Source organism: Escherichia sp. WS3063 (assembly GCF_046486595.1).
Taxonomy (GTDB): Bacteria; Pseudomonadota; Gammaproteobacteria; order Enterobacterales; family Enterobacteriaceae; genus Escherichia; species Escherichia coli.
On sequence record NZ_JBJQKY010000017.1, the window covers coordinates 15748 to 42064 of the forward strand.

Annotated in this window: 22 protein-coding genes and 4 tRNA genes; 21 read left to right on the forward strand and 5 right to left on the reverse strand. The window is 52.2% G+C overall.

From position 1 onward, the window contains the following. Positions 1-17: 17 nt before the first annotated feature. Positions 18-1502 carry a guanosine-5'-triphosphate,3'-diphosphate diphosphatase gene (gene gppA, locus ACJHYW_RS16345; RefSeq protein ID WP_001361911.1) on the reverse strand — a complete coding sequence of 495 codons (1485 nt, stop codon included), beginning with the start codon at positions 1500-1502 and terminating at the stop codon, positions 18-20. A gap of 135 nt (positions 1503-1637) precedes the next feature. Further along, positions 1638-2903 (reverse strand): ATP-dependent RNA helicase RhlB, encoded by a 1266-nt coding sequence (rhlB, locus tag ACJHYW_RS16350; RefSeq protein ID WP_000047509.1) that lies wholly within the window; start codon positions 2901-2903, stop codon positions 1638-1640. Positions 2904-3033: 130 nt separating this feature from the next. Between rhlB and trxA the strand changes: the two genes are divergently transcribed. The 21 genes from trxA (at position 3034) to ACJHYW_RS16455 (ending at position 21466) form a co-directional block, all read left to right on the forward strand. Continuing rightward, positions 3034-3363, forward strand: coding sequence for a thioredoxin TrxA (gene trxA, locus ACJHYW_RS16355; RefSeq protein ID WP_001280776.1), 330 nt, complete (start codon positions 3034-3036; stop codon positions 3361-3363). A gap of 140 nt (positions 3364-3503) precedes the next feature. Further along, positions 3504-3605 carry a rho operon leader peptide RhoL gene (gene rhoL, locus ACJHYW_RS16360; protein WP_001295255.1) on the forward strand — a complete coding sequence of 34 codons (102 nt, stop codon included), beginning with the start codon at positions 3504-3506 and terminating at the stop codon, positions 3603-3605. An 84-nt stretch (positions 3606-3689) separates the two neighbouring features. Beyond that, entirely contained in the window at positions 3690-4949 is a 1260-nt protein-coding gene (gene rho / locus ACJHYW_RS16365; protein ID WP_001054527.1) for a transcription termination factor Rho, read from the forward strand. A 239-nt stretch (positions 4950-5188) separates the two neighbouring features. After that, positions 5189-6292 (forward strand): UDP-N-acetylglucosamine--undecaprenyl-phosphate N-acetylglucosaminephosphotransferase, encoded by a 1104-nt coding sequence (gene wecA, locus ACJHYW_RS16370; RefSeq protein ID WP_001050971.1) that lies wholly within the window; start codon positions 5189-5191, stop codon positions 6290-6292. An 11-nt stretch (positions 6293-6303) separates the two neighbouring features. Continuing rightward, positions 6304-7350, forward strand: coding sequence for an ECA polysaccharide chain length modulation protein (wzzE, locus tag ACJHYW_RS16375; RefSeq protein ID WP_001361913.1), 1047 nt, complete (start codon positions 6304-6306; stop codon positions 7348-7350). A 55-nt stretch (positions 7351-7405) separates the two neighbouring features. Next, complete coding sequence (wecB, locus tag ACJHYW_RS16380; protein ID WP_000866674.1) at positions 7406-8536, forward strand: non-hydrolyzing UDP-N-acetylglucosamine 2-epimerase; 1131 nt, start codon at positions 7406-7408, stop codon at positions 8534-8536. Then, positions 8533-9795, forward strand: coding sequence for a UDP-N-acetyl-D-mannosamine dehydrogenase (gene wecC / locus ACJHYW_RS16385; protein WP_000006629.1), 1263 nt, complete (start codon positions 8533-8535; stop codon positions 9793-9795). The genes wecB and wecC overlap by 4 nt, the downstream gene beginning before the upstream one ends. Further along, positions 9795-10862: a dTDP-glucose 4,6-dehydratase gene (rffG, locus tag ACJHYW_RS16390; protein ID WP_001226627.1), complete on the forward strand. Its 1068-nt coding sequence runs from the start codon at positions 9795-9797 to the stop codon at positions 10860-10862. Before wecC ends, rffG begins: the two co-directional genes overlap by 1 nt. 18 nt (positions 10863-10880) lie before the next feature. After that, positions 10881-11762, forward strand: a complete 882-nt coding sequence (gene rfbA, locus ACJHYW_RS16395) for a glucose-1-phosphate thymidylyltransferase RfbA (protein WP_000676056.1) — start codon at positions 10881-10883, stop codon at positions 11760-11762. Further along, positions 11740-12414 carry a dTDP-4-amino-4,6-dideoxy-D-galactose acyltransferase gene (gene rffC, locus ACJHYW_RS16400; RefSeq protein ID WP_001145189.1) on the forward strand — a complete coding sequence of 225 codons (675 nt, stop codon included), beginning with the start codon at positions 11740-11742 and terminating at the stop codon, positions 12412-12414. The genes rfbA and rffC overlap by 23 nt, the downstream gene beginning before the upstream one ends. Before the next feature lie 4 nt (positions 12415-12418). Then, on the forward strand, positions 12419-13549 hold the full coding sequence (rffA, locus tag ACJHYW_RS16405) for a dTDP-4-amino-4,6-dideoxygalactose transaminase (RefSeq protein WP_000612044.1): 1131 nt from the start codon (positions 12419-12421) through the stop codon (positions 13547-13549). 1 nt (position 13550) lies between these two features. Continuing rightward, positions 13551-14801, forward strand: a complete 1251-nt coding sequence (wzxE, locus tag ACJHYW_RS16410) for a lipid III flippase WzxE (protein ID WP_000050240.1) — start codon at positions 13551-13553, stop codon at positions 14799-14801. Next, positions 14798-15877, forward strand: a complete 1080-nt coding sequence (gene rffT, locus ACJHYW_RS16415; protein WP_000217271.1) for a TDP-N-acetylfucosamine:lipid II N-acetylfucosaminyltransferase — start codon at positions 14798-14800, stop codon at positions 15875-15877. The genes wzxE and rffT overlap by 4 nt, the downstream gene beginning before the upstream one ends. Then, positions 15874-17226, forward strand: a complete 1353-nt coding sequence (wzyE, locus tag ACJHYW_RS16420) for an ECA oligosaccharide polymerase (protein WP_000055119.1) — start codon at positions 15874-15876, stop codon at positions 17224-17226. Before rffT ends, wzyE begins: the two co-directional genes overlap by 4 nt. A gap of 2 nt (positions 17227-17228) precedes the next feature. Further along, positions 17229-17969, forward strand: coding sequence for a lipopolysaccharide N-acetylmannosaminouronosyltransferase (wecG, locus tag ACJHYW_RS16425; protein WP_001064038.1), 741 nt, complete (start codon positions 17229-17231; stop codon positions 17967-17969). 190 nt (positions 17970-18159) lie between these two features. Continuing rightward, positions 18160-19545: a bifunctional threonine/serine APC transporter ThrP gene (gene thrP, locus ACJHYW_RS16430; protein WP_000774729.1), complete on the forward strand. Its 1386-nt coding sequence runs from the start codon at positions 18160-18162 to the stop codon at positions 19543-19545. 102 nt (positions 19546-19647) lie between these two features. Beyond that, positions 19648-19724 (forward strand) — tRNA-Arg (locus ACJHYW_RS16435). Between the two features lie 58 nt (positions 19725-19782). Continuing rightward, positions 19783-19858 (forward strand) — tRNA-His (locus ACJHYW_RS16440). Between the two features lie 20 nt (positions 19859-19878). Further along, positions 19879-19965 (forward strand) — tRNA-Leu (locus ACJHYW_RS16445). A gap of 42 nt (positions 19966-20007) precedes the next feature. Further along, positions 20008-20084: transfer RNA gene (locus ACJHYW_RS16450), tRNA-Pro, on the forward strand. 146 nt (positions 20085-20230) lie between these two features. Next, complete coding sequence (locus ACJHYW_RS16455) at positions 20231-21466, forward strand: anaerobic sulfatase maturase (protein ID WP_061093012.1); 1236 nt, start codon at positions 20231-20233, stop codon at positions 21464-21466. A gap of 101 nt (positions 21467-21567) precedes the next feature. Here ACJHYW_RS16455 and aslA read toward each other — a convergent pair whose 3' ends face one another. From aslA to hemX, 3 genes are all read right to left on the reverse strand, one after another. Next, entirely contained in the window at positions 21568-23223 is a 1656-nt protein-coding gene (aslA, locus tag ACJHYW_RS16460; RefSeq protein ID WP_000395844.1) for an arylsulfatase AslA, read from the reverse strand. A gap of 663 nt (positions 23224-23886) precedes the next feature. Then, entirely contained in the window at positions 23887-25083 is a 1197-nt protein-coding gene (hemY, locus tag ACJHYW_RS16465; protein ID WP_000921791.1) for a protoheme IX biogenesis protein HemY, read from the reverse strand. 2 nt (positions 25084-25085) lie between these two features. Beyond that, positions 25086-26303 (reverse strand): uroporphyrinogen-III C-methyltransferase, encoded by a 1218-nt coding sequence (hemX, locus tag ACJHYW_RS16470; RefSeq protein WP_001600756.1) that lies wholly within the window; start codon positions 26301-26303, stop codon positions 25086-25088. Positions 26304-26317: the final 14 nt, after the last annotated feature.

Below are 26317 nucleotides of genomic sequence, written 5' to 3' on the forward strand. Positions count from 1 at the left end.
CATCCGGCACTTACTCATTAATGCACTTCCAGCGGCCAGTGGACATAGCTCTGCCACTGGCTTTCCTGATCAATAATCTCTTTACCCAGCGGATGTTGGGTTAGCCAACCTTGCGGAAGCGTCAAGGTTAACAGTTCATGGTTAGCCTGTAATGTCATCTCTGGCACGAGATCGTCACGACGACGGCTGGCAAAAATGATAGCCAGGCGGAGTAAACGGCAGAGTTGTTCTGCGACGCGCGGTGGTACGGCATTTTGCTGATGCAGCGATGAGAGATCGACCGGATTAGTCTGGTTGAGCAGTAGCGTCGCCAGCAATTTTTTCTGTGCGGGGGTAAAACCGGGAAGATCCAGATTACGCACCAGATAAGCAGCGTGTTGCGGCGCTTGTTTAAAGTCAACGCTCAGGCCGATTTCATGAAGCTGACAGGCGCTGATGAGCAAATCGCGGCTTATTGCTTCAAGATGCCATTCACTTTCCACCTGATCGAAGAAGTTAGCTGCAACTTTGGCTACGCGCTGTGCCTGATCAATATCGATCATAAAGCGGCGCTGAATATTACGTAGCGTACGGCTGCGAATATCCTGCTCGACGGCCAGATGCAACATGCCGTAGACCAGGCCTTCACGCAGCGCACCGCCCGCCAGGGTCATACACTGAATATTCAGTTCGGTAAAAATGGCTATCAGGATCGCCAGACCACTCGGGAACACTAACGCACGTTCCAGCGTCAGCCCGTCAATCTCCAGTTCCTCCAGCCGACCGCAATGAATGGCGCGCTGTTTCAGTTGCTGCAACTTTTCCAGGGTAATGCGTTCATCCATCCCCTGTGCCATCATGATTTCCTGTAACGCCTGCACGGTGCCGGAAGCGCCAACGCACACTTTCCAGCCGTGATACCGTAATTCATCGGCAACCGGACGTAACACTTTGCGTGCCGCTTTTTCTGCAGCATCAAAATTTTCCTGCCCCAGATTACGATCGGCAAAATAGCGTTCCAGCCAGGTGACGCAGCCCATCGACAGGCTGAACAACGAGGTGGTTTGTGCACCCGTGCCGGTTACCAGTTCCGTACTGGCACCGCCTATATCCACCACCAGGCGCTGATCGGCACCGCCAGTTGTGTGAGCAACGCCCTGATAAATCAGACGTGCTTCCTCTTCACCGCTGATCACCTGTACCGGACAACCGAGGATTTCCTGTGCTTTGGCAATAAAATCACCCGCATTGACGGCAAGTCGTAATGTCGCCGTAGCGACAACGCGAATTTGCGAGGGAGGGATATCTTGCAGACGTTCAGCAAACAGGCGCAGACATTGCCAACCGCGCTCCATTGCTTCATTAGAGAGGGCATTTTCGCTATTCAGGCCAGCAGCCAGACGCACTTTGCGTTTAATTCGCGTCAGCGTCTGGATGCTTCCAGCCACCTCGCGCACAACCAGCATATGAAAACTATTCGAACCGAGATCAATGGCTGCATACAGCGACGAGGTGGAACCCATACTCTTCATCCTTCAATCTGTCTCTGCGTTGGCTGCATTCTTTCACCTGAATCACTTACTACAGTAAACTCATCGGGATTCATTCTCTTGCCATCTTGATACAGCTTGAATGATTTGGAGTATGACATTTTTTATTTAACCTGAACGACGACGATTACGCGGAGTGCCAGTACGACGCGGACCATTGCCTGTGCGCGGGCGCGTGAGGCGCAGCGGTTTTGGCAGATCGGTCATCAATGCGTCCGGATTGTATTTGCTTACCGGAATTGAGTGACCAATATAGGTCTCAATAGCAGGCAAATTCAATGCATACTCTTCACACGCCAGGCTGATGGAATGACCACTTGCGCCTGCACGACCTGTACGACCAATACGGTGAACGTAATCTTCACAGTCATCGGGTAAATCGTAGTTAAAGACGTGCGTCACAGCCGGGATATGCAGACCACGCGCGGCAACGTCGGTGGCAACCAGAATATCCAGATCCCCACGGGTAAATTCATCAAGAATACGCAGACGTTTTTTCTGCGCGACATCGCCTGTCAACAAACCGACACGATGACCATCTGCCGCCAGGTGGCCCCAGATCTCTTCACAACGGTGTTTGGTGTTGGCGAAAATAATCGCTCTGTCTGGCCACTCTTCTTCGATCAGCGTTTGCAGCAAACGCATTTTTTCTTCGTTAGAAGGGTAGAAAAGCTCTTCTTTAATACGGTGGCCCGTTTTCTGTTCCGGTTCCACTTCAATATATTCGGCATTGTTCATCTGCTCGAACGCCAGTTCACGTACCCGGTACGAAAGCGTGGCGGAGAACAGCATGTTGAGGCGCTGGTTTGCAGGTGGCATACGGCGGAACAGCCAGCGGATATCTTTAATAAAGCCCAGATCGTACATGCGATCGGCTTCGTCCAGCACCACCACCTGAATGGCTCCGAGGTTAATGTGGTTCTGCTTGGCGTAGTCAATTAAACGACCCGTGGTGCCAATCAGAATGTCAACGCCGCTTTCCAGCACTTTCAGCTGTTTGTCGTAGCCATCACCACCGTAAGCCAGACCCAGCTTCAGGCCGGTAGCTTGCGCAAGTGGCTCCGCGTCGGCGTGGATCTGCACGGCAAGTTCACGCGTCGGTGCCATAATTAAGGCACGCGGTTGATTCACCTTGCGATCGGCTATCGCAGGATGAGAGAGAAGATAATGAAACGTTGACGTAAGAAACGCCATCGTTTTCCCGGTACCGGTTTGCGCCTGCCCGGCTACGTCACGACCCGCCAGCGTCAGCGGAAGGGCCAGTGCCTGAATGGGCGTACAGTTATGAAACCCTTTTTTTTCAAGGGCTTCTACAACCTTCGGATGCAGGGCGAAGTCGGAAAACTTCTGTTCTGTTAAATGTGTTTTGCTCATAGTGTGGTAGAATATCAGCTTACTATTGCTTTACGAAAGCGTATCCGGTGAAATAAAGTCAACCTTTAGTTGGTTAATGTTACACCAACAACGAAACCAACACGCCAGGCTTATTCCTGTGGAGTTATATATGAGCGATAAAATTATTCACCTGACTGACGACAGTTTTGACACGGATGTACTCAAAGCGGACGGGGCGATCCTCGTCGATTTCTGGGCAGAGTGGTGCGGTCCGTGCAAAATGATCGCCCCGATTCTGGATGAAATCGCTGACGAATATCAGGGCAAACTGACCGTTGCAAAACTGAACATCGATCAAAACCCTGGCACTGCGCCGAAATATGGCATCCGTGGTATCCCGACTCTGCTGCTGTTCAAAAACGGTGAAGTGGCGGCAACCAAAGTGGGCGCACTGTCTAAAGGTCAGTTGAAAGAGTTCCTCGACGCTAACCTGGCGTAAGGGAATTTCATGTTCGGGTGCCCCGTCGCTAAAAACTGGACGCCCGGCGTGAGTCATGCTAACTTAGTGTTGACTTCGTATTAAACATACCTTATTAAGTTTGAATCTTGTAATTTCCAACGCTTCCCGTTTTATCTTAAATGCGAAGTGAACAGATTTCTGGCTCGTCACTCAATCCGTCTTGTCGTTTCAGTTCTGCGTACTCTCCTGTGACCAGGCAGCGAAAAGACATGAGTCGATGACCGTAAACAGGCATGGATGATCCTGCCATACCATTCACAACATTAAGTTCGAGATTTACCCCAAGTTTAAGAACTCACACCACTATGAATCTTACCGAATTAAAGAATACGCCGGTTTCTGAGCTGATCACTCTCGGCGAAAATATGGGGCTGGAAAACCTGGCTCGTATGCGTAAGCAGGACATTATTTTTGCCATCCTGAAGCAGCACGCAAAGAGTGGCGAAGATATCTTTGGTGATGGTGTACTGGAGATATTGCAGGATGGATTTGGTTTCCTCCGTTCCGCAGACAGCTCCTACCTCGCCGGTCCTGATGACATCTACGTTTCCCCTAGCCAAATCCGCCGTTTCAACCTCCGCACTGGTGATACCATCTCTGGTAAGATTCGCCCGCCGAAAGAAGGTGAACGCTATTTTGCGCTGCTGAAAGTTAACGAAGTTAACTTCGACAAACCTGAAAACGCCCGCAACAAAATCCTCTTTGAGAACTTAACCCCGCTGCACGCAAACTCTCGTCTGCGCATGGAACGTGGTAACGGTTCTACTGAAGATTTAACCGCTCGCGTACTGGACTTGGCATCACCTATCGGTCGTGGTCAGCGTGGTCTGATTGTGGCACCGCCGAAAGCCGGTAAAACCATGCTGCTGCAGAACATTGCCCAGAGCATTGCTTACAACCACCCGGATTGTGTGCTGATGGTTCTGCTGATTGACGAACGTCCGGAAGAAGTAACCGAGATGCAGCGACTGGTAAAAGGTGAAGTTGTTGCTTCCACCTTTGACGAACCCGCATCTCGCCACGTTCAGGTTGCGGAAATGGTGATCGAGAAGGCCAAACGCCTGGTTGAGCACAAGAAAGACGTTATCATCCTGCTCGACTCCATCACTCGTCTGGCGCGCGCTTACAACACCGTTGTTCCGGCGTCAGGTAAAGTGCTGACCGGTGGTGTGGACGCCAACGCCCTGCATCGTCCGAAACGCTTCTTCGGTGCGGCGCGTAACGTAGAAGAGGGCGGCAGCCTGACCATTATCGCGACGGCGCTTATCGATACCGGTTCTAAAATGGACGAAGTTATCTACGAAGAGTTTAAAGGTACAGGCAACATGGAACTGCACCTCTCTCGTAAGATCGCTGAAAAACGCGTCTTCCCGGCTATCGACTACAACCGTTCCGGTACCCGTAAAGAAGAGCTGCTCACGACTCAGGAAGAACTGCAGAAAATGTGGATCCTGCGCAAAATCATTCATCCGATGGGCGAAATCGATGCAATGGAATTCCTCATTAATAAACTGGCAATGACCAAGACCAATGACGATTTCTTCGAAATGATGAAACGCTCATAAATTTGTTTTATGCCAAAAACGCCACGTGTTTACGTGGCGTTTTGCTTTTATATCTGTAATCTTAATGCCGCGCTGGCGATGCTAGGAAAATTCCTGGAATTTGCTGGTGTGTTATGCAATTTGCATATCAAATGGTTAATTTTTGCACAGGACTGGTGGGTTCGGAACGGACTTTCCCTTCTGAATAAAGGTCTTCGTGGTTATACTTCTGCTAATAATTTTCTCTGAGAGCATGCATTGTGAATTTACTGACAGTGAGTACTGATCTCATCAGTATTTTTTTATTCACGACACTGTTTCTGTTTTTTGCCCGAAAGGTAGCAAAAAAAGTCGGTTTAGTGGATAAACCTAACTTCCGCAAACGTCACCAGGGGTTGATACCACTCGTTGGGGGTATTTCGGTTTACGCAGGGATTTGCTTCACGTTTGGAATTGTCGATTACTATATTCCGCATGCATCTCTCTATCTCGCTTGTGCCGGTGTGCTTGTTTTCATTGGCGCGCTGGATGACCGTTTTGATATCAGCGTAAAAATCCGTGCCACCATACAGGCTGCTGTTGGCATTGTTATGATGGTGTTTGGCAACCTTTATCTCAGTAGCCTGGGTTATATCTTTGGCTCCTGGGAGATGGTGCTCGGACCGTTTGGTTACTTCCTGACGCTATTTGCCGTCTGGGCGGCAATTAATGCTTTCAACATGGTTGATGGCATTGATGGCTTGCTGGGCGGGTTGTCCTGCGTCTCGTTTGCAGCAATCGGTATGATTTTGTGGTTCGACGGGCAAACCAGTCTCGCAATCTGGTGCTTTGCGATGATCGCCGCCATCCTGCCATACATCATGCTTAACCTTGGTATCCTGGGTCGCCGCTACAAAGTCTTTATGGGGGATGCGGGCAGTACGCTGATTGGTTTTACCGTTATCTGGATCCTGCTCGAAACGACCCAGGGCAAAACTCATCCCATCAGCCCGGTTACTGCATTATGGATTATCGCCATTCCGCTAATGGATATGGTGGCAATTATGTACCGTCGCCTGCGTAAAGGCATGAGCCCATTCTCTCCTGACCGTCAGCATATTCACCATTTGATCATGCGTGCCGGGTTTACTTCCCGCCAGGCGTTTGTGCTGATTACCCTTGCCGCAGCTCTGCTCGCCTCCATTGGGGTGCTGGCAGAATATTCTCATTTTGTCCCGGAGTGGGTCATGCTGGTGCTCTTTTTGCTAGCATTCTTCCTCTATGGATATTGCATTAAGCGTGCCTGGAAAGTTGCTCGCTTTATTAAGCGCGTAAAACGCAGACTGCGTAGAAATCGTGGTGGCAGCCCCAATTTAACCAAATAAATGAGGATGTGATGACACAACCAATGCCTGGGAAACCGGCCGAAGACGCTGAAAATGAACTGGATATTCGTGGGTTGTTTCGTACCTTGTGGGCTGGGAAGCTGTGGATTATTGGCATGGGGCTGGCGTTTGCGTTAATCGCGCTGGCGTATACTTTTTTTGCTCGACAGGAGTGGAGCGCAACGGCGATTACCGATCGTCCAACGGTGAATATGCTGGGCGGATATTACTCACAGCAGCAATTTTTGCGTAACCTGGATGTCCGTTCAAACATGGCTTCTGCCGACCAACCATCGGTCATGGACGAGGCCTATAAAGAGTTTGTTATGCAACTGGCCTCGTGGGATACCCGCCGCGATTTCTGGTTGCAGACAGACTATTACAAACAGCGGATGGTCGGGAACAGCAAAGCCGATGCGGCGTTGCTGGATGAAATGATCAACAACATCGTGTTTATTCCCGGTGACTTCACCCGCGCGGTCAATGACAGCGTGAAGCTGATTGCCGAAACCGCGCCTGACGCTAATAACCTGTTACGTCAGTATGTTGCTTTTGCCAGCCAGCGTGCAGCCAGCCATCTGAATGATGAGCTGAAAGGTGCATGGGCGGCGCGCACCATCCAGATGAAAGCTCAGGTGAAGCGTCAGGAAGAGGTGGCGAAAGCCATCTACGACCGCCGGATGAACAGTATTGAACAGGCGCTGAAAATTGCTGAGCAGCATAATATTTCGCGCAGTGCGACAGATGTGCCTGCCGAGGAGTTACCTGATTCAGAAATGTTCCTGCTTGGGCGTCCAATGCTCCAGGCTCGACTGGAAAATTTACAGGCCGTCGGTCCGGCCTTTGATCTCGACTATGATCAGAATCGGGCCATGTTAAACACCCTGAATGTTGGTCCAACCCTGGATCCGCGTTTTCAGACCTATCGCTATTTGCGTACGCCGGAAGAACCGGTAAAACGCGATAGCCCACGTCGTGCCTTCCTGATGATTATGTGGGGCATTGTCGGGGGGCTGATCGGGGCTGGTGTCGCATTAACCCGCCGTTGCTCGAAATAGCAACACTGCTGCGGTGAGCGCAAAGGCGCTCGCCGCTTATTCGAAGAGAATCGATGTGAAAGTACTGACTGTATTTGGTACGCGCCCGGAAGCCATCAAGATGGCTCCGTTGGTGCATGCGTTGGCAAAAGATCCTTTTTTTGAGGCTAAAGTTTGCGTCACTGCGCAGCATCGGGAGATGCTCGATCAGGTGCTGAAACTCTTTTCCATTGTACCTGACTACGATCTCAACATAATGCAGCCAGGACAGGGCCTGACAGAGATAACCTGTCGGATTCTGGAAGGGCTAAAACCTATTCTTGCCGAGTTCAAACCAGACGTCGTGCTGGTTCACGGCGATACTACTACAACGCTGGCAACCAGCCTGGCGGCGTTTTATCAGCGTATTCCTGTTGGTCACGTTGAGGCTGGTCTGCGCACGGGCGATCTCTATTCGCCGTGGCCGGAAGAGGCTAACCGTACATTGACCGGGCATCTGGCGATGTATCACTTCTCTCCAACCGAAACTTCCCGGCAAAACTTGCTGCGTGAAAACGTTGCGGATAGCCGAATCTTCATTACCGGTAATACAGTCATTGATGCACTGTTATGGGTGCGTGATCAGGTGATGAGCAGCGATACGCTGCGTTCAGAACTGGCGGCAAATTACCCGTTTATCGACCCCGATAAAAAGATGATTCTGGTGACCGGTCACAGGCGTGAGAGCTTCGGTCGTGGCTTTGAAGAAATCTGCCAGGCGCTGGCAGACATCGCCACCACGCACCAGGACATCCAGATTGTCTATCCGGTGCATCTCAACCCGAACGTCAGAGAGCCGGTCAATCGCATTCTGGGGCATGTGAAAAATGTCATTCTGATCGATCCCCAGGAGTATTTACCGTTTGTCTGGCTGATGAACCACGCCTGGCTGATTTTGACCGACTCAGGCGGCATTCAGGAAGAAGCGCCTTCGCTGGGGAAACCGGTGCTGGTAATGCGCGATACCACTGAGCGTCCGGAAGCGGTGACGGCGGGTACGGTGCGTCTGGTCGGCACGGATAAGCAGCGAATTGTCGAGGAAGTGACGCGTCTTTTAAAAGACGAAAACGAATATCAAGCTATGAGCCGCGCCCATAACCCGTATGGTGATGGTCAGGCATGCTCTCGCATTCTGGAAGCGTTAAAAAATAATCGGATATCACTATGAGTTTTGCGACCATTTCTGTTATCGGACTGGGTTACATCGGGCTGCCTACAGCAGCTGCGTTTGCCTCTCGGCAAAAACAGGTGATTGGTGTCGATATCAACCAACATGCGGTTGATACCATCAATCGTGGCGAAATCCATATCGTCGAACCTGATTTGGCGAGCGTAGTAAAAACTGCCGTAGAAGGCGGTTTTTTACGAGCGAGCACGACGCCAGTTGAAGCGGATGCCTGGCTGATTGCTGTACCCACGCCGTTTAAAGGCGATCATGAGCCAGATATGACCTACGTTGAATCGGCTGCTCGCTCCATTGCGTCAGTGCTGAAAAAAGGCGCGCTGGTGATCCTTGAATCCACCTCGCCGGTGGGGTCAACCGAGAAGATGGCAGAATGGTTAGCAGAGATGCGTCCAGATCTCACTTTCCCACAGCAGGTGGGCGAGTTGGCGGACGTCAACATTGCTTACTGTCCGGAACGCGTGTTACCGGGCCAGGTTATGGTCGAGCTGATTAAAAACGATCGCGTGATTGGTGGTATGACGCCGGTTTGTTCGGCCCGCGCCAGCGAACTGTACAAAATTTTCCTCGAAGGTGAGTGTGTCGTCACTAACTCGCGGACGGCGGAAATGTGTAAGCTCACCGAAAACAGCTTCCGCGATGTGAATATCGCTTTTGCTAACGAACTGTCGCTGATTTGTGCCGATCAGGGAATTAACGTCTGGGAACTGATTCGCCTGGCGAATCGTCACCCTCGCGTTAATATTCTTCAGCCTGGTCCTGGCGTGGGCGGTCACTGCATTGCAGTTGATCCGTGGTTTATCGTGGCACAGAACCCGCAGCAGGCGCGGCTTATCCGTACCGCGCGCGAAGTGAACGATCACAAACCGTTCTGGGTTATCGATCAGGTGAAAGCGGCGGTTGCCGACTGCCTTGCTGCTACCGATAAACGCGCCAGTGAACTGAAAATCGCCTGCTTTGGTCTGGCGTTTAAACCGAATATTGATGACCTGCGCGAAAGCCCGGCGATGGAAATCGCTGAACTGATCGCCCAGTGGCACAGCGGCGAAACGCTGGTTGTTGAGCCTAACATCCACCAGTTGCCGAAAAAACTGACCGGGCTTTGTACACTGGCGCAGCTTGACGAGGCGCTGGCAACGGCAGACGTGCTGGTGATGCTGGTCGATCATAGTCAGTTCAAAGTTATCAATGGCGACAATGTCCATCAGCAGTATGTCGTCGATGCCAAAGGAGTCTGGCGCTGATGAGAAAGATTCTGATAACAGGTGGTGCCGGGTTTATTGGCTCGGCGCTGGTGCGTTATATCATCAACGAAACGAGCGACGCGGTGGTGGTGGTCGATAAGCTGACCTACGCCGGAAACCTGATGTCGCTGGCACCGGTCGCGCAAAGCGAGCGCTTTGCCTTTGAGAAAGTTGATATCTGCGATCGGGCAGAACTGGCGCGCGTATTCACTGAGTATCAGCCAGACAGTGTCATGCATCTGGCAGCCGAAAGCCATGTTGACCGTTCTATTGACGGCCCGGCAGCGTTTATTGAAACCAACATTGTCGGGACTTATACATTGCTTGAAGCGGCGCGGGCTTACTGGAATGCGCTAACGGAAGATAAAAAATCAGCGTTCCGTTTTCATCATATCTCCACCGACGAAGTATATGGTGACCTGCACTCGACGGATGATTTCTTCACCGAAACCACGCCGTATGCGCCGAGTAGCCCTTATTCCGCGTCAAAAGCCAGCAGCGACCATCTGGTGCGCGCCTGGCTGCGGACCTATGGTCTGCCGACGCTTATCACCAACTGCTCGAATAACTACGGTCCTTACCACTTTCCGGAAAAACTGATCCCGCTGATGATCCTCAACGCGCTGGCGGGTAAACCGCTGCCGGTATATGGCAACGGGCAGCAAATCCGTGACTGGCTGTATGTGGAAGATCACGCCCGCGCGCTGTATTGCGTGGCGACCACCGGGAAAGTCGGTGAAACCTATAATATTGGTGGTCACAACGAGCGTAAGAATCTCGATGTTGTGGAAACCATTTGCGAGCTGCTGGAAGAACTGGCTCCGAACAAGCCGCACGGCGTGGCGCACTATCGTGACCTGATCACCTTTGTCGCTGACCGTCCGGGGCATGATCTGCGTTATGCCATTGATGCTTCGAAAATTGCCCATGAACTTGGCTGGCTGCCGCAGGAAACCTTTGAAAGTGGAATGCGTAAAACGGTGCAGTGGTATCTGGCTAATGAAATCTGGTGGAAGCAGGTGCAGGACGGCAGCTATCAGGGCGAGCGTTTAGGTCTGAAAGGCTAATTTTCAGCGGAGGCAGACATGAAAGGTATTATCCTGGCGGGCGGTTCCGGCACCCGATTGCATCCGATTACGCGCGGCGTATCGAAGCAACTGTTGCCGATTTACGATAAGCCAATGATTTACTATCCGCTGTCGGTGCTGATGCTGGCCGGTATCCGCGAAATTCTCATCATTACTACGCCGGAAGATAAAGGTTATTTCCAGCGCCTGCTGGGCGATGGTAGTGAGTTCGGTATCCAGCTGGAATACGCCGAACAGCCCAGCCCGGACGGTCTGGCGCAGGCCTTTATCATCGGTGAAACCTTCCTCAACGGTGAACCTTCTTGTCTGGTGCTGGGCGATAACATCTTCTTCGGACAGGGCTTCAGTCCGAAGCTGCGTCATGTTGCGGCGCGCACGGAAGGGGCGACGGTATTTGGCTATCAGGTAATGGACCCGGAACGCTTTGGCGTCGTGGAGTTTGACGACAATTTCCGCGCTATCTCGCTGGAAGAAAAGCCAAAACAGCCGAAGTCAAACTGGGCGGTGACCGGACTTTATTTCTACGACAGTAAAGTCGTGGAGTACGCAAAGCAGGTGAAGCCGTCGGAGCGGGGTGAACTGGAGATTACCTCCATCAACCAGATGTACCTCGAGGCGGGCAACCTGACCGTTGAACTGCTCGGGCGCGGATTTGCCTGGCTGGACACTGGCACTCACGACAGCCTGATTGAAGCCAGTACCTTTGTACAGACGGTAGAAAAACGCCAGGGCTTTAAGATTGCCTGCCTGGAAGAGATTGCCTGGCGTAACGGCTGGCTCGATGACGAGGGTGTGAAGCGTGCTGCCAGTTCATTAGCGAAAACTGGCTACGGCCAATATCTGCTGGAGTTACTTCGTGCCCGTCCGCGCCAGTATTGAGCCACTAACCTGGGAAAACGCCTTCTTTGGTGTTAACAGCGCCATCGTGCGCATTACGTCTGAAGCACCGCTCCTGACGCCAGACGCGTTAGCGCCGTGGTCACGGGTGCAGGCCAAAATTGCGGCATCAAATACGGGTGAACTGGATGCCCTGCAACAGCTGGGATTCTCCCTGGTAGAAGGTGAAGTTGATTTGGCGCTACCCGTGAACAATGTCAGTGATAGTGGTGCAGTAGTGGCACAAGAGACAGATATTCCCGCATTACGTCAGTTAGCCAGCGCCGCATTTGCGCAAAGCCGTTTTCGTGCGCCGTGGTATGCGCCTGACGCCAGCGGTCGCTTTTATGCACAGTGGATTGAAAATGCCGTGCGCGGCACCTTTGATCATCAATGTCTGATTTTACGTGCGGCGTCCGGCGATATTCGCGGTTATGTCTCTTTACGGGAACTCAATGCGACAGATGCGCGAATTGGCCTGCTGGCTGGACGCGGTGCAGGTGCTGAGCTAATGCAAACGGCGCTAAACTGGGCGTATGCTCGCGGTAAAACAACTTTGCGGGTGGCGACCCAGATGGGCAACACCGCCGCGCTTAAACGATACATACAAAGTGGTGCGAATGTAGAAAGCACCGCGTACTGGTTATACAGGTGATCACATGATTCCATTTAACGCACCGCCGGTGGTGGGAACCGAACTCGACTATATGCAGTCGGCAATGGGTAGCGGCAAACTGTGCGGCGATGGTGGTTTTACCCGTCGCTGCCAGCAGTGGCTGGAGCAACGTTTTGGCAGCGCCAAAGTGTTACTGACGCCGTCCTGCACCGCTTCGCTGGAGATGGCGGCGCTGCTGCTCGATATCCAGCCTGGCGATGAAGTGATCATGCCGAGCTACACCTTTGTCTCTACCGCCAATGCCTTTGTGCTGCGTGGCGCGAAAATCGTCTTTGTGGATGTTCGCCCGGACACCATGAACATCGACGAAACGCTGATTGAAGCGGCGATCACCGACAAAACGCGCGTTATCGTGCCGGTCCATTACGCGGGTGTGGCCTGCGAAATGGACACCATTATGGCGTTGGCGAAAAAGCATAATCTGTTTGTGGTAGAAGATGCCGCTCAGGGCGTGATGTCCACTTACAAAGGGCGTGCGCTGGGAACCATTGGTCATATTGGCTGCTTTAGTTTCCATGAAACCAAAAACTACACGGCGGGCGGTGAAGGCGGCGCGACGCTGATTAATGATAAAGCGTTGATCGAACGAGCCGAGATCATCCGTGAAAAAGGCACTAACCGCAGCCAGTTCTTCCGTGGTCAGGTCGATAAATATACCTGGCGCGATATCGGCTCCAGCTATTTGATGTCCGATCTGCAAGCTGCGTACCTGTGGGCGCAACTGGAGGCAGCGGATCGTATCAACCAGCAACGTCTGGCGCTGTGGCAAAACTACTACGATGCGTTAGCGCCTCTGGCGAAAGCCGGGCGTATCGAGCTGCCGTCGATTCCCGATGGCTGCGTGCAGAACGCGCATATGTTCTACATTAAACTGCGGGATATTGATGACCGGAGCGCGTTGATTAACTTTCTGAAAGAAGCGGAAATCATGGCGGTGTTCCATTACATTCCGCTGCACGGTTGCCCTGCGGGGGAGCGCTTTGGTGAGTTCCACGGTGAAGATCGCTACACCACCAAAGAGAGCGAGCGCCTGCTGCGCCTGCCGTTGTTCTACAACCTGTCGCCCGTCAATCAGCGTACGGTAATTGCGACCTTGTTGAACTACTTCTCCTGATATGTCGTTGGCAAAAGCGTCCTTGTGGACGGCGGCCAGTACACTGGTCAAGATTGGTGCCGGGTTACTGGTCGGTAAGTTGCTGGCAGTGTCATTTGGTCCGGCGGGGCTTGGGCTGGCGGCAAATTTCCGCCAGTTGATTACCGTGCTCGGCGTGCTTGCCGGGGCAGGCATCTTTAACGGCGTAACCAAATACGTTGCCCAGTACCATGATAATCCCCAACAATTGCGCCGCGTGGTCGGCACTTCATCAGCGATGGTACTTGGCTTCTCTATGCTAATGGCGCTGGTTTTTGTGCTGGCAGCTGCGCCAATCAGCCAGGGATTGTTCGGTAATACCGACTATCAGGGGCTGGTGCGTTTAGTGGCGTTGGTGCAAATGGGGATCGCCTGGGGCAACCTGTTACTGGCGTTGATGAAAGGCTTTCGCGATGCCGCAGGTAATGCGTTATCCCTGATTGTCGGCAGCCTGATTGGCGTTCTTGCGTACTACGTCAGTTACCGTTTGGGCGGTTATGAAGGGGCGTTGCTGGGGCTGGCGTTGATTCCCGCGCTGGTGGTGATTCCTGCCGTCATCATGCTAATTAAGCGTGGTGCAATCCCGTTAAGCTATCTGAAACCCAGCTGGGATAACGGCCTGGCAGGGCAGTTGAGCAAATTTACGCTCATGGCGTTGATTACGTCGGTAACCTTGCCTGTTGCTTACATCATGATGCGTAAACTGCTGGCGGCGCAGTATAGCTGGGATGAAGTGGGGATCTGGCAAGGGGTGAGCAGTATTTCCGATGCCTACCTGCAATTTATTACGGCATCGTTCAGCGTATATTTGCTGCCCACGTTGTCGCGGCTAACGGAAAAGCGCGATATCACCCGGGAAGTGGTTAAATCGCTGAAATTCGTCTTACCGGCAGTGGCGGCGGCGAGTTTTTCCGTCTGGTTGCTGCGTGATTTTGCTATCTGGCTGCTGTTGTCGAATAAATTTACCGCTATGCGCGATCTCTTTGCCTGGCAGTTGGTAGGTGATGTGTTAAAAGTGGGCGCTTATGTCTTTGGTTATCTGGTGATCGCCAAAGCGTCACTGCGGTTTTATATTCTGGCGGAAGTCAGCCAGTTCACTTTATTGATGGTATTTTCCCACTGGCTAATCCCTGCGCATGGTGCACTGGGCGCGGCGCAGGCCTATATGGCAACCTATATCGTCTATTTTTCTCTTTGTTGTGGCGTGTTTTTACTCTGGCGTAGGCGGGCATGACTGTACTGATTCACGTACTGGGATCGGATATCCCTCACCATAACCGAACCGTTTTGCGGTTTTTCAATGACGCGCTGGCCGCGACGAGCGAGCACGCGCGCGAGTTTATGGTTGTTGGCAAGGACGACGGTTTAAGTGATAGCTGTCCGACGCTTTCTGTGCAATTTTTCCCTGGGAAAAAATCGCTGGCGGAAGCGGTCATCGCGAAAGCAAAAGCTAACCGTCAGCAGCGTTTTTTTTTCCACGGTCAGTTCAATCCCACACTGTGGCTGGCTCTGCTGAGTGGTGGTATTAAGCCCAGCCAGTTTTACTGGCATATCTGGGGGGCAGACCTGTACGAGCTTTCCAGTGGCTTGAGATATAAGCTTTTTTACCCACTACGTCGCCTGGCGCAAAAGCGAGTCGGCTGTGTATTTGCCACCCGCGGTGATTTGAGCTTTTTTGCCAAAACGCACCCAAAGGTGCGGGGCGAACTGCTGTACTTCCCGACGCGGATGGATCCTTCTCTCAATACGATGGCGAACGATCGGCAACGTGAAGGAAAAATGACCATTCTGGTGGGCAACTCCGGCGACCGCAGCAATGAGCATATTGCTGCCTTGCGCGCCGTTCATCAGCAATTTGGCGATACGGTAAAAGTGGTGGTGCCGATGGGATATCCGCCTAATAACGAAGCGTACATCGAGGAAGTTCGTCAGGCGGGGCTGGAGTTATTCAGCGAAGAAAATCTGCAAGTTCTGAGCGAAAAACTGGAATTTGACGCCTATCTGACGCTACTTCGTCAGTGCGATCTTGGTTACTTTATTTTTGCCCGCCAGCAGGGCATTGGTACGCTGTGCTTACTGATTCAGGCGGGCATTCCTTGTGTGCTTAACCGGGAAAATCCGTTCTGGCAGGATATGACGGAACAACATTTGCCGGTGCTGTTTACTACCGACGATCTCAACGAGGATATTGTGCGTGAAGCGCAGCGCCAGCTGGCGTCGGTGGATAAAAACACCATTGCCTTCTTTAGCCCTAACTATCTACAAGGCTGGCAGCGGGCGTTGGCGATTGCCACCGGGGAGGTCGCATGAGTCTGCTGCAATTCAGTGGCCTTTTTGTTGTCTGGCTGCTCTGCACGCTGTTTATTGCCACGCTGACCTGGTTTGAGTTTCGCCGTGTGCGCTTTAACTTCAATGTCTTCTTTTCATTGCTGTTTTTGCTCACCTTTTTCTTCGGCTTTCCGCTGACCAGCGTGCTGGTATTTCGCTTTGATGTTGGTGTCGCGCCGCCAGAAATCTTGTTGCAGGCGTTGCTTTCTGCAGGCTGCTTCTACGCGGTTTACTATGTCACCTACAAAACCCGTCTACGCAAACGCGTTGCTGATGCACCGCGCCGTCCGCTGTTTACCATGAACCGCGTGGAGACCAATCTCACGTGGGTGATCCTGATGGGCATCGCGCTGGTGAGCGTCGGCATCTTCTTCATGCACAACGGCTTTTTGCTGTTCCGGCTTAATTCTTACAGTCAGATCTTTTCCAGCGAAGTCTCCGGCGTGGCATTAAAACGCTTCTTTTACTTTTTCATCCCGGCGATGCTGGTGGTCTACTTTCTGCGCCAGGACAGCAAAGCGTGGCTGTTTTTCCTCGTCAGCACGGTCGCTTTTGGCTTGCTGACTTATATGATTGTCGGCGGCACTCGCGCCAATATCATCATCGCATTCGCTATCTTCCTGTTTATTGGCATTATTCGCGGCTGGATTTCGTTGTGGATGCTGGCGGCGGCGGGCGTGCTGGGGATTGTGGGCATGTTCTGGCTGGCGCTAAAACGCTATGGAATGAATGTGAGCGGTGATGAAGCGTTCTATACGTTTCTCTATCTCACCCGCGATACCTTTTCGCCGTGGGAGAATCTGGCATTGCTGCTGCAGAACTACGACAACATCGACTTCCAGGGCCTGGCTCCCATTGTCCGCGATTTCTATGTCTTTATCCCTTCCTGGCTGTGGCCGGGTCGCCCGAGTATGGTACTGAACTCCGCCAACTACTTTACCTGGGAAGTGCTGAATAACCACTCCGGACTGGCGATCTCGCCTACGCTTATAGGCTCACTGGTGGTGATGGGCGGCGCGTTGTTCATCCCGCTCGGGGCGATTGTTGTTGGACTGATCATCAAATGGTTCGACTGGCTGTATGAGCTGGGCAACCGCGAGACTAATCGCTATAAGGCTGCGATATTGCACAGTTTCTGCTTCGGGGCGATCTTCAATATGATCGTGCTGGCGCGTGAAGGGCTGGATTCGTTTGTCTCACGCGTGGTCTTTTTTATCGTGGTCTTCGGCGCATGTCTGATGATCGCAAAACTGTTGTACTGGCTTTTTGAAAGCGCCGGACTCATTCATAAACGAACAAAATCATCGCTCCGGACGCAGGTTGAAGGATAACAATGAATAACAACACCACGGCACCGACCTATACGCTGCGTGGCTTACAGTTGATCGGTTGGCGTGATATGCAGCACGCCCTCGATTATCTGTTCGCTGACGGGCAGCTTAAGCAGGGAACGCTGGTTGCCATTAATGCTGAAAAAATGCTGACCATTGAAGATAATGCTGAGGTCAGGGAGTTAATTAACGCTGCCGAATTTAAATATGCGGATGGCATCAGCGTTGTACGTTCAGTACGTAAAAAGTACCCGCAGGCGCAGGTTTCCCGCGTTGCCGGGGCCGATCTCTGGGAAGAGCTGATGGCGCGCGCAGGCAAAGAAGGGACGCCGGTATTTCTTGTGGGCGGTAAACCTGAAGTGCTGGCGCAAACTGAAGCTAAACTGCGCAACCAGTGGAATGTGAATATCGTTGGCAGTCAGGATGGTTATTTTAAACCCGAGCAGCGTCAGGCGCTGTTTGAACGCATTCATGCCAGCGGAGCGCAAATCGTCACCGTTGCGATGGGATCGCCAAAGCAGGAGATCTTCATGCGCGACTGCCGTCTGGTGCATCCGGATGCGCTGTATATGGGCGTTGGCGGGACTTACGATGTTTTCACCGGTCACGTAAAACGCGCACCGAAAATCTGGCAAACGCTGGGGCTGGAGTGGCTCTACCGCCTGCTTTCGCAGCCGAGCCGCATTAAGCGTCAGCTTCGTTTGCTGCGTTATTTACGCTGGCACTACACCGGCAACCTCTGATTTTCCTCTCTTTGTAAAGCGACGGAGTGGTCACTTCGTCGCTTTCCTGCTTTTTTATTACACAAAGCATTCAAATTTTTAATGCTTTATTTGCCATTTCTCCTGAATTACGAAAACATTCGCAACACTCGATGTACCCATAACGATAACCGGTAACACCGGAAAGCATGCAAACACAACACGAGGATTTATGGCAGATAACAAACCAGAGCTACAGCGTGGGCTGGAGGCTCGACATATCGAACTCATCGCCCTGGGGGGCACCATTGGCGTCGGCCTGTTTATGGGGGCCGCCAGTACCCTGAAATGGGCCGGGCCATCCGTATTGTTGGCCTATATCATCGCCGGGCTATTCGTCTTTTTCATCATGCGTTCAATGGGCGAAATGTTGTTCCTCGAACCTGTTACCGGTTCGTTCGCCGTTTATGCGCATCGTTATATGAGCCCGTTTTTTGGCTATCTCACCGCCTGGTCTTACTGGTTTATGTGGATGGCGGTGGGGATCTCAGAAATCACCGCCATTGGCGTTTATGTCCAGTTCTGGTTCCCGGAGATGGCGCAATGGATACCGGCATTGATCGCGGTGGCGCTGGTAGCATTGGCGAATCTGGCGGCGGTGCGGTTGTACGGCGAAATCGAGTTCTGGTTTGCGATGATCAAAGTCACCACGATTATCGTGATGATTGTCATTGGCCTGGGCGTGATTTTCTTTGGCTTTGGCAATGGCGGGCAGTCGATTGGTTTTAGCAATCTCACAGAGCATGGCGGTTTCTTTGCGGGGGGCTGGAAAGGGTTCCTGACCGCGCTGTGTATTGTGGTGGCGTCCTACCAGGGCGTGGAGCTGATTGGCATTACTGCCGGTGAAGCGAAGAATCCGCAGGTGACGCTGCGCAGTGCCGTAGGCAAGGTGCTGTGGCGAATCCTGATTTTCTACGTAGGCGCGATTTTCGTTATCGTCACCATCTTCCCGTGGAATGAAATAGGCAGCAACGGCAGCCCGTTCGTACTGACTTTCGCCAAAATCGGCATTACCGCAGCGGCGGGTATTATCAACTTTGTGGTGCTGACGGCTGCGCTCTCTGGCTGTAACAGCGGCATGTACAGTTGCGGACGTATGCTCTACGCACTGGCGAAAAACCGTCAGTTACCGGCGGCAATGGCGAAAGTTTCCCGTCACGGCGTACCGGTTGCGGGTGTGGCAGTATCTATTGCTATCCTGTTAATTGGCTCATGCCTGAACTACATCATTCCCAATCCGCAGCGTGTGTTTGTCTACGTCTACAGTGCCAGCGTGCTTCCGGGGATGGTGCCATGGTTTGTGATATTGATAAGCCAGCTGCGTTTTCGTCGTGCGCATAAAGCGGCGATTGCCAGCCATCCGTTCCGCTCAATCCTGTTCCCGTGGGCCAACTACGTAACAATGGCATTCCTGATTTGCGTTTTGATCGGCATGTACTTTAATGAAGATACGCGTATGTCGCTGTTTGTCGGCATCATCTTTATGCTGGCGGTGACGGCGATTTATAAAATTTTTGGGCTTAATCGCCACGGTAAAGCGCATAAACTGGAGGAATAAGCAGCAAAACGCACAAACCGTAACCAAACGCGCAATTTATTTAAAAAGGGACTAGACAGAGGGGTGGGAAGTCCGTATTATCCACCCCCGCAACGGCGCTAAGCGCCCGTAGCTCAGCTGGATAGAGCGCTGCCCTCCGGAGGCAGAGGTCTCAGGTTCGAATCCTGTCGGGCGCGCCATTTAGTCCCGGCGCTTGAGCTGCGGTGGTAGTAATACCGCGTAACAAGATTTGTAGTGGTGGCTATAGCTCAGTTGGTAGAGCCCTGGATTGTGATTCCAGTTGTCGTGGGTTCGAATCCCATTAGCCACCCCATTATTAGAAGTTGTGACAATGCGAAGGTGGCGGAATTGGTAGACGCGCTAGCTTCAGGTGTTAGTGTCCTTACGGACGTGGGGGTTCAAGTCCCCCCCCTCGCACCACGACTTTAAAGAATTGAACTAAAAATTCAAAAAGCAGTATTTCGGCGAGTAGCGCAGCTTGGTAGCGCAACTGGTTTGGGACCAGTGGGTCGGAGGTTCGAATCCTCTCTCGCCGACCAATTTTGAACCCCGCTTCGGCGGGGTTTTTTGTTTTCTGTGCATTTCGTCACTTTCCCTTCGCAATAAACGCCCGTAATAACGCATTGCGCCACGGTATGATTTCGCCCTTAACTTATTGAAGGATGACTTCAGGCAAGGAGCGACCATGCTGCAACAGGTTCCAACGCGTGCTTTTCATGTGATGGCGAAACCGAGCGGTTCCGATTGTAATCTGAACTGTGACTACTGTTTTTATCTCGAAAAACAATCCCTTTACCGCGAAAAGCCAGTCACGCATATGGACGATGACACGCTGGAAGCGTATGTCCGTCACTATATCGCTGCCAGCGAAACCCAAAACGAAGTGGCTTTTACCTGGCAGGGCGGCGAACCAACGTTACTCGGGCTGGATTTTTACCGCCGTGCCGTGGCGCTACAGGCGAAATATGGTGCTGACAGGAAGATAAGTAACAGCTTCCAGACTAATGGCGTGCTGCTTGATGACGAATGGTGTGCATTTCTGGCAGAAAATCATTTTCTTGTTGGGTTATCGCTGGATGGTCCGGCTGAGATCCACAATCAATATCGCGTGACCAAAGGCGGCAGACCAACGCATAAGCTGGTGATGCGTGCCCTGACGCTCCTGCAAAAACATCATGTCGACTATAACGTGCTGGTCTGCGTAAATCGCACCAGTGCGTTACAACCTTTGCAAGTCTATGATTTTCTGTGTGATGCAGGCGTTGAGTTTATCCAGTTTATTCCTGTGGTCGAACGCCTGGCTGATGAAACGGCTGTTCATGCTGGACTTAAGCTACATGCCCCCGGCGATATTCAGGGCGAACTGACGGAATGGTCGGTACGCCCCGATGAGTTCGGTGAATTTTTGGTGGCGATATTCGACCACTGGATCAAACGCGACGTCGGCAAGATTTTCGTGATGAATATCGAATGGGCGTTTGCCAATTTTGTCGGTGCGCCAGGAGCGGTTTGCCATCATCAGCCAACCTGTGGGCGCTCGGTGATTGTTGAACACAACGGCGACGTTTACGCCTGCGATCACTATGTTTATCCGCAATATCGACTGGGGAATATGCTTCAGCAGACAATTGCAGAAATGGTAGATTCCCCGCAACAGCAGGTGTTTGGTGAAGATAAATTTAAGCAGTTACCGGCGCAGTGTCGCAGTTGCAACGTGTTAAACGCGTGCTGGGGAGGCTGTCCGAAACACCGCTTTATGCTCGATGCCAGCGGCAAACCCGGGCTGAATTATTTGTGTGCCGGGTATCAGCGTTATTTCCGCCATCTACCGCCATATCTTAAAGCAATGGCTGATTTGCTGGCGCACGGTCGTCCGGCCAGCGACATTATGCAGGCGCATTTGATGGTGGTGAATAAGTAAAAAAGCGGCCATTTTGTGGCCGCCTGCGGTTGATTGCCGGATAAGGCGTTCACGCCGCATCCGGCAAGGTCAGTGTGGCCCGATGTAGCGATAGCGCCGGCTTAATCAGATTTAATCTGCGCGCGTGGTGGATATTTTTTCAGGATCTCCATATACGCGTGCATTTCGGTCTGTAGCGGTACACCCATTGGGATATGGCGCACGCCGATGGAGTCGCTTTCCTGCGGATCGGTGTACAGGTTAAACACCGACGATCCCGCCGTTTGCATTACTGTGCCGGTGAATCCACCCTGATACCCGCTCTGGGTATACGCGTACGGTTGCTGGATCAGAACGTGATACTTGAACTCATCCATACGCACAGCAGAAAGTTTACCGTTGAGGAAGTAGTGCTCGGCCTTACGGTTAGACTGACCATTTGTTCCCAGGAAGAAAGATGTCTGGTCCACACCATCGATAAAGGTGGTTTTCGGTACTAAATTCGCTACTTTCGCCCCAGGATGCCCCGCCAGATCCAGCGCCGTAGGGAAGAGATCCGCCAGATCGACAATGCCGTCAGATTTACGCGGTTGGATCATGCCTTTCCAGTAAACGAAGGTTGGCACACGAACGCCGCCTTCCCATGTAGAACCTTTCGCACCGCGGAACGGCGTGCGACCGTGCGGCGGAACTTCGGCTTCCGGACCGTTATCAGAGGTGAACACAATCAGCGTGTTATCAAGCTGACCGTTTTTCTCCAGTGCTTTATACAGATTGGCGAAGATATCGTTCATCTCCACCATGCAGTCGCCGTAAGAGGTGCGCGCCGGAGAGCTACCCGCATATTTCGCATTTGGGTAGTTATCGAAGTGACAGCCGCGAGTGCCGTAGTAGAGGAAGAAAGGCTTATCGCTCTTCGCCATCTTGTCGAGGAACTTAACGCCATATTCCATCCAGCGTTGATCCAGGTCTTCCATATATTTCGGCGTAATGTCGGCAATGGCTTCCTGTTCACCGCCGCGCACGGCATGAACGTCATCTTTGCTGAATGGCAGTTTTTGGATGTATTCAGAACGATCCGGGCTCAGGGCGACTTCCGGGTTGACGTGAACATCACGCCATTCGGTATACATATCGGATACCGAGTTAAAGCCGCGGAAATCATCAAAGCCAACGTTCTGCGGCTGCGACTCTTTGTTTTCCCCCATATGCCATTTCCCGATGGCCTGAGTGACGTAGCCCTGATCGTGCAGCAACTGCGGCAAAGTGGTTAACCCTTGCAGACCGCCCGGTTGCCCGTACATTGGCGGCATCAGAATGCCGTGGTGGATGGAGTATTGTCCGGTAAGAATCGTGGCGCGGGTTGGGGAAGAACTCGGTTGAGAATACGCCGAAGTTAAAATCAGCCCCTGGCTGGCAACGGCGTCGATATCTGGTGTAGGGTTACCCACCGCCACGCCGCCACCGTTAAAGCCAACATCCATCCAGCCCACATCATCCAGCAAGAAAACAACCACGTTCGGTTTCTTACCGGTTTTTTTCTCAAGTTCTGCCAGCTTCTGCTGGGTTTCTTTGTCTTGTGCAGGATGCTGCATCACCGGCATCATGTTGTCGGCAATAGTGGTCGCCGGTTTAACCAGATACTGGTTTGGGTGATCGTATCCGGCAAAGCCTTTGCGTGCGGTGGCGGTTGACGGGGTATCTGCTGCGTTGGCCATGAGTGGAAGAGCGGCGGCGACAGCTACAACAAGAAGTTTGGGTGAAAACGAAAATTCCATGCAAAATGCTCCGGTTTCATGTCGTCAAAATGTTGACGTAATTAAGCATTGATAATTGAGATCCCTCTCCCTGACAGGATGATTGCATAAATAATAGTGATAAAAATAAATTATTTATTTATCCAGAAAATGAATTGGAAAATCAGGAGAGCGTTTTCAATCCTACCTCTGGCGCAGGTGATATGTAAGGCGGTGATGTTATATCGCGTTGATTATTGATGCTGTTTTTAGTTTTAACGGCAATTAATATATATGTTATTAATTGAATGAATTTTATTATTCATTATATATATGTGTAGAATCGTGCGCAGGAGAAATATTCACTCAGGAAGCAAAGAGGATTACAGAATTATCTCATAACAAGTGTTAAGGGATGTTATTTCCCGGTTCTCTGTGGCATAATAAACGAGTAGATGCTCATTCCATCTCTTATGTTCGCCTTAGTGCCTCATAAACTCCGGAATGACGCAGAGCCGTTTACGGTGCTTATCGTCCACTGACAGATGTCGCTTATGCCTCATCAGACACCATGGACACAACGTTGAGTGAAGCACCCACTTGTTGTCATACAGACCTGTTTTAACGCCTGCTCCGTAATAAGAGCAGGCGTTTTTTTATGTATCAGAAAGGTCCCGGAGGTGCTTGCCTCCGGGTGAGAAAGAACTACTGTGGCGGGTTGTTCTGCAACGTTAACATCAAACCGTCGCGGCGCATCGCTGCAGCTTCTTCTGGTTTGTGCAGTCTGTCCAGCGCGTCGGCAAGCCATGCGTAATCGTAGGCGTCCGGACGTTGTTTCAGCGCCGCGCGGAAGGCGAGCGATGCTTCCTGCCATTCGCCGTGCTTCATCAGCGACTGACCCAGTGTGCTCCACAACAACGGGCGATCGCCCACGTTTTTGATCTGTTGGCGCAGCACTTTTTCCAGCTGTTCCGGGTTATTGGTTTTCAGACGCGGGATCGGCAGCAGCAGGCGATCGTCATACTGGCGTTTCAGGCCGTCGATGATAATTTGCTGGGCGGTGTCATGGTCATCACACTCAATAAGGTGTTCCGCCATTGCCACCTGTAACGCCACCTGATGACGCGTTTTCCGGCTTTGGTTTTTCCACCAGTTACGCAAACCTTCGCTACCGTTATCGGCACGCGCCTGATCCATCAGGCCAATCCATGCCTGTTGTTCCAGCATTGCACGATGTTCTTCATCGCCAACGTGGGCTTTCGCCATTGATGGGATGATATCCAGCAGCGAACTCCATGCACCAGTGCGGATATACGCCTGTTCCGCCAGACGTAATACTTCCGGATGGCGTGGCGTAACTTCCAGCAGCTTATCAACGCCGTGACGTGCTGCATGGTTTTCATTACGGGCCAGTTGCAGACGTACACGGGTGATTTCTACCGGAATTGTGTCGTTGCCGGCCAGCTCCGCTGCGCGTTCCAGATGTTGGTTGGCGCGTGCTTCATCACCGCGTTGTTGCGCGGCTTCGGCAGCCAGCAGATAGTTCACCACCGGTTGTTCAGCGTGATCGGCATTTTTCGCCATCAGCTTTTCAACTTGCTGATAATCGCCTTCCGCTAGTTTCAGCAGCGCCTGTTCGGTCTGCTTACGGGCACGGCGACGCTTACGTCCGACAAACCACCCACGGGTGTGTGCGCCTGTGCGGAAGATCCGCCGCAGTAGCCACTCAATGGCAAACAGCACTACCATCGCCAGAATCAAAATAATCGCCAGGCCAGTGACGCTGGTTTCGATATTGTAGTTGTCGGTCTGAATCAATACGTACCCCTGATGACCGGCAATCATCGGGCCAACCACGATCCCCGCAATCAGCAAAACAAAGAGCAATAACACTTTTAGCATGGTTATTCTCCTTGCGGCGCGGCTGCCGGAGTATCAGCTTGCGGTGCAGGTGCAGGTGCAGGTGCAGGTGCAGGTGCAGGTGCAGGTGCAGGTTTAGCTTCCGTTGTCCCTGCTGCCGGTTGTGCCAGCAGGTTACGCACGCGGGTCTGCATCAATTTTTCCAGCATCGCCTGGCTTTGCAGGGTTTCCGGGAGATCCATCGAGATATTTTGCTGGCTTAACTGGTCCACCTCGTCGAGGAACGCTTTGGTGGTGGCATCATCAGTATCGTAGTAAGCACGTACCCAGGTGGAGACGTTCTCCAGCGCCTGGCGATAAGTCTCTTCCTGGTGACGCGGTACAGCTTGTGCTGCGACCAGCAGGCGAGAGCGAATATTTTCGCGCAGATAGATATCCTGATTTGGCGCTAACAGCGGTACGGCGGTGTCATCACGACGGCGAATCGTAATGAAGTTGTCCATAAAGTTCTGCCAGCTTTTTTGCAGATTGATACGCCATTCGCTGATGGAACTGGAAAGCTCTTCACCGTCGGAATCCATCGGCGAACCATCGCTGTCATTATCAGCCAGGCGCAGGTTATCTACCTGATTTGAAAGCTGATTAAGCTTAAGGATAATGCCGTCATAATCCACCTGCGATACCGCAGAAAGGCTGGCGATATCATCGGTAATTGCCCGGCGAACGGTAATCAGACTCGGGTCATTCATATCCGCCAGGCTGGCGTCTGCACTTTTCAGCAACGCTGCAGCGGTCGTGACGTCCTGATCGCTCCACAGCTTCCGTCCGGCGAGTTTCACCAGAAAATCGGCCTGGGCCAGCAGCCAGGTTTTAGCATCGCTGCCGGAAATGGTGGCGACCTTTTGTTGGACTTCATCCAGCTGTTTTGCCAGCGTTTCTTGCTGACGATTCGCCTGCTCAAGCTGTACAGCTTGTTGCTTGATAATGCCTTCCAGCTCGGCTTTTTGGCTCTCCTGGGCTTTTTGCAGTGCAGTAAGTTGGTTAGCCAGGGCATCGCTGGTGGCAGTCTGATTGACGGCCTGTTGTTTACCCCAGCCATACAAACCGACGCCCGCCGCCAGAGCAATAGCGATAGCCACCGCGCTGAGAATCAATGCGGTATTGTTCTTACTCTTTTTTTCTGTTGCGACAGGTTGTGACGTGGTGTCCACGGCCTCCCTGGTCTCTTCAACCACGGCGGAGGTTTTTTCTTGTTCCGTCATTATGGCTTCCTGTT

Excerpts from the sequence above, each read along its gene's own strand:
- gppA (WP_001361911.1), bottom strand. The coding sequence starts at position 1,502 with ATGGGTTCCACCTCGTCGCTGTATGCAGCCATTGATCTCGGTTCGAAT.
- rhlB (WP_000047509.1), bottom strand. The coding sequence starts at position 2,903 with ATGAGCAAAACACATTTAACAGAACAGAAGTTTTCCGACTTCGCCCTG.
- trxA (WP_001280776.1), top strand. The coding sequence starts at position 3,034 with ATGAGCGATAAAATTATTCACCTGACTGACGACAGTTTTGACACGGAT.
- rhoL (WP_001295255.1), top strand. The coding sequence starts at position 3,504 with ATGCGAAGTGAACAGATTTCTGGCTCGTCACTCAATCCGTCTTGTCGT.
- rho (WP_001054527.1), top strand. The coding sequence starts at position 3,690 with ATGAATCTTACCGAATTAAAGAATACGCCGGTTTCTGAGCTGATCACT.
- wzzE (WP_001361913.1), top strand. The coding sequence starts at position 6,304 with ATGACACAACCAATGCCTGGGAAACCGGCCGAAGACGCTGAAAATGAA.
- wecC (WP_000006629.1), top strand. The coding sequence starts at position 8,533 with ATGAGTTTTGCGACCATTTCTGTTATCGGACTGGGTTACATCGGGCTG.
- rffG (WP_001226627.1), top strand. The coding sequence starts at position 9,795 with ATGAGAAAGATTCTGATAACAGGTGGTGCCGGGTTTATTGGCTCGGCG.
- rfbA (WP_000676056.1), top strand. The coding sequence starts at position 10,881 with ATGAAAGGTATTATCCTGGCGGGCGGTTCCGGCACCCGATTGCATCCG.
- rffA (WP_000612044.1), top strand. The coding sequence starts at position 12,419 with ATGATTCCATTTAACGCACCGCCGGTGGTGGGAACCGAACTCGACTAT.
- wzxE (WP_000050240.1), top strand. The coding sequence starts at position 13,551 with ATGTCGTTGGCAAAAGCGTCCTTGTGGACGGCGGCCAGTACACTGGTC.
- rffT (WP_000217271.1), top strand. The coding sequence starts at position 14,798 with ATGACTGTACTGATTCACGTACTGGGATCGGATATCCCTCACCATAAC.
- wzyE (WP_000055119.1), top strand. The coding sequence starts at position 15,874 with ATGAGTCTGCTGCAATTCAGTGGCCTTTTTGTTGTCTGGCTGCTCTGC.
- wecG (WP_001064038.1), top strand. The coding sequence starts at position 17,229 with ATGAATAACAACACCACGGCACCGACCTATACGCTGCGTGGCTTACAG.
- thrP (WP_000774729.1), top strand. The coding sequence starts at position 18,160 with ATGGCAGATAACAAACCAGAGCTACAGCGTGGGCTGGAGGCTCGACAT.
- ACJHYW_RS16455 (WP_061093012.1), top strand. The coding sequence starts at position 20,231 with ATGCTGCAACAGGTTCCAACGCGTGCTTTTCATGTGATGGCGAAACCG.
- aslA (WP_000395844.1), bottom strand. The coding sequence starts at position 23,223 with ATGGAATTTTCGTTTTCACCCAAACTTCTTGTTGTAGCTGTCGCCGCC.
- hemY (WP_000921791.1), bottom strand. The coding sequence starts at position 25,083 with ATGCTAAAAGTGTTATTGCTCTTTGTTTTGCTGATTGCGGGGATCGTG.
- hemX (WP_001600756.1), bottom strand. The coding sequence starts at position 26,303 with ATGACGGAACAAGAAAAAACCTCCGCCGTGGTTGAAGAGACCAGGGAG.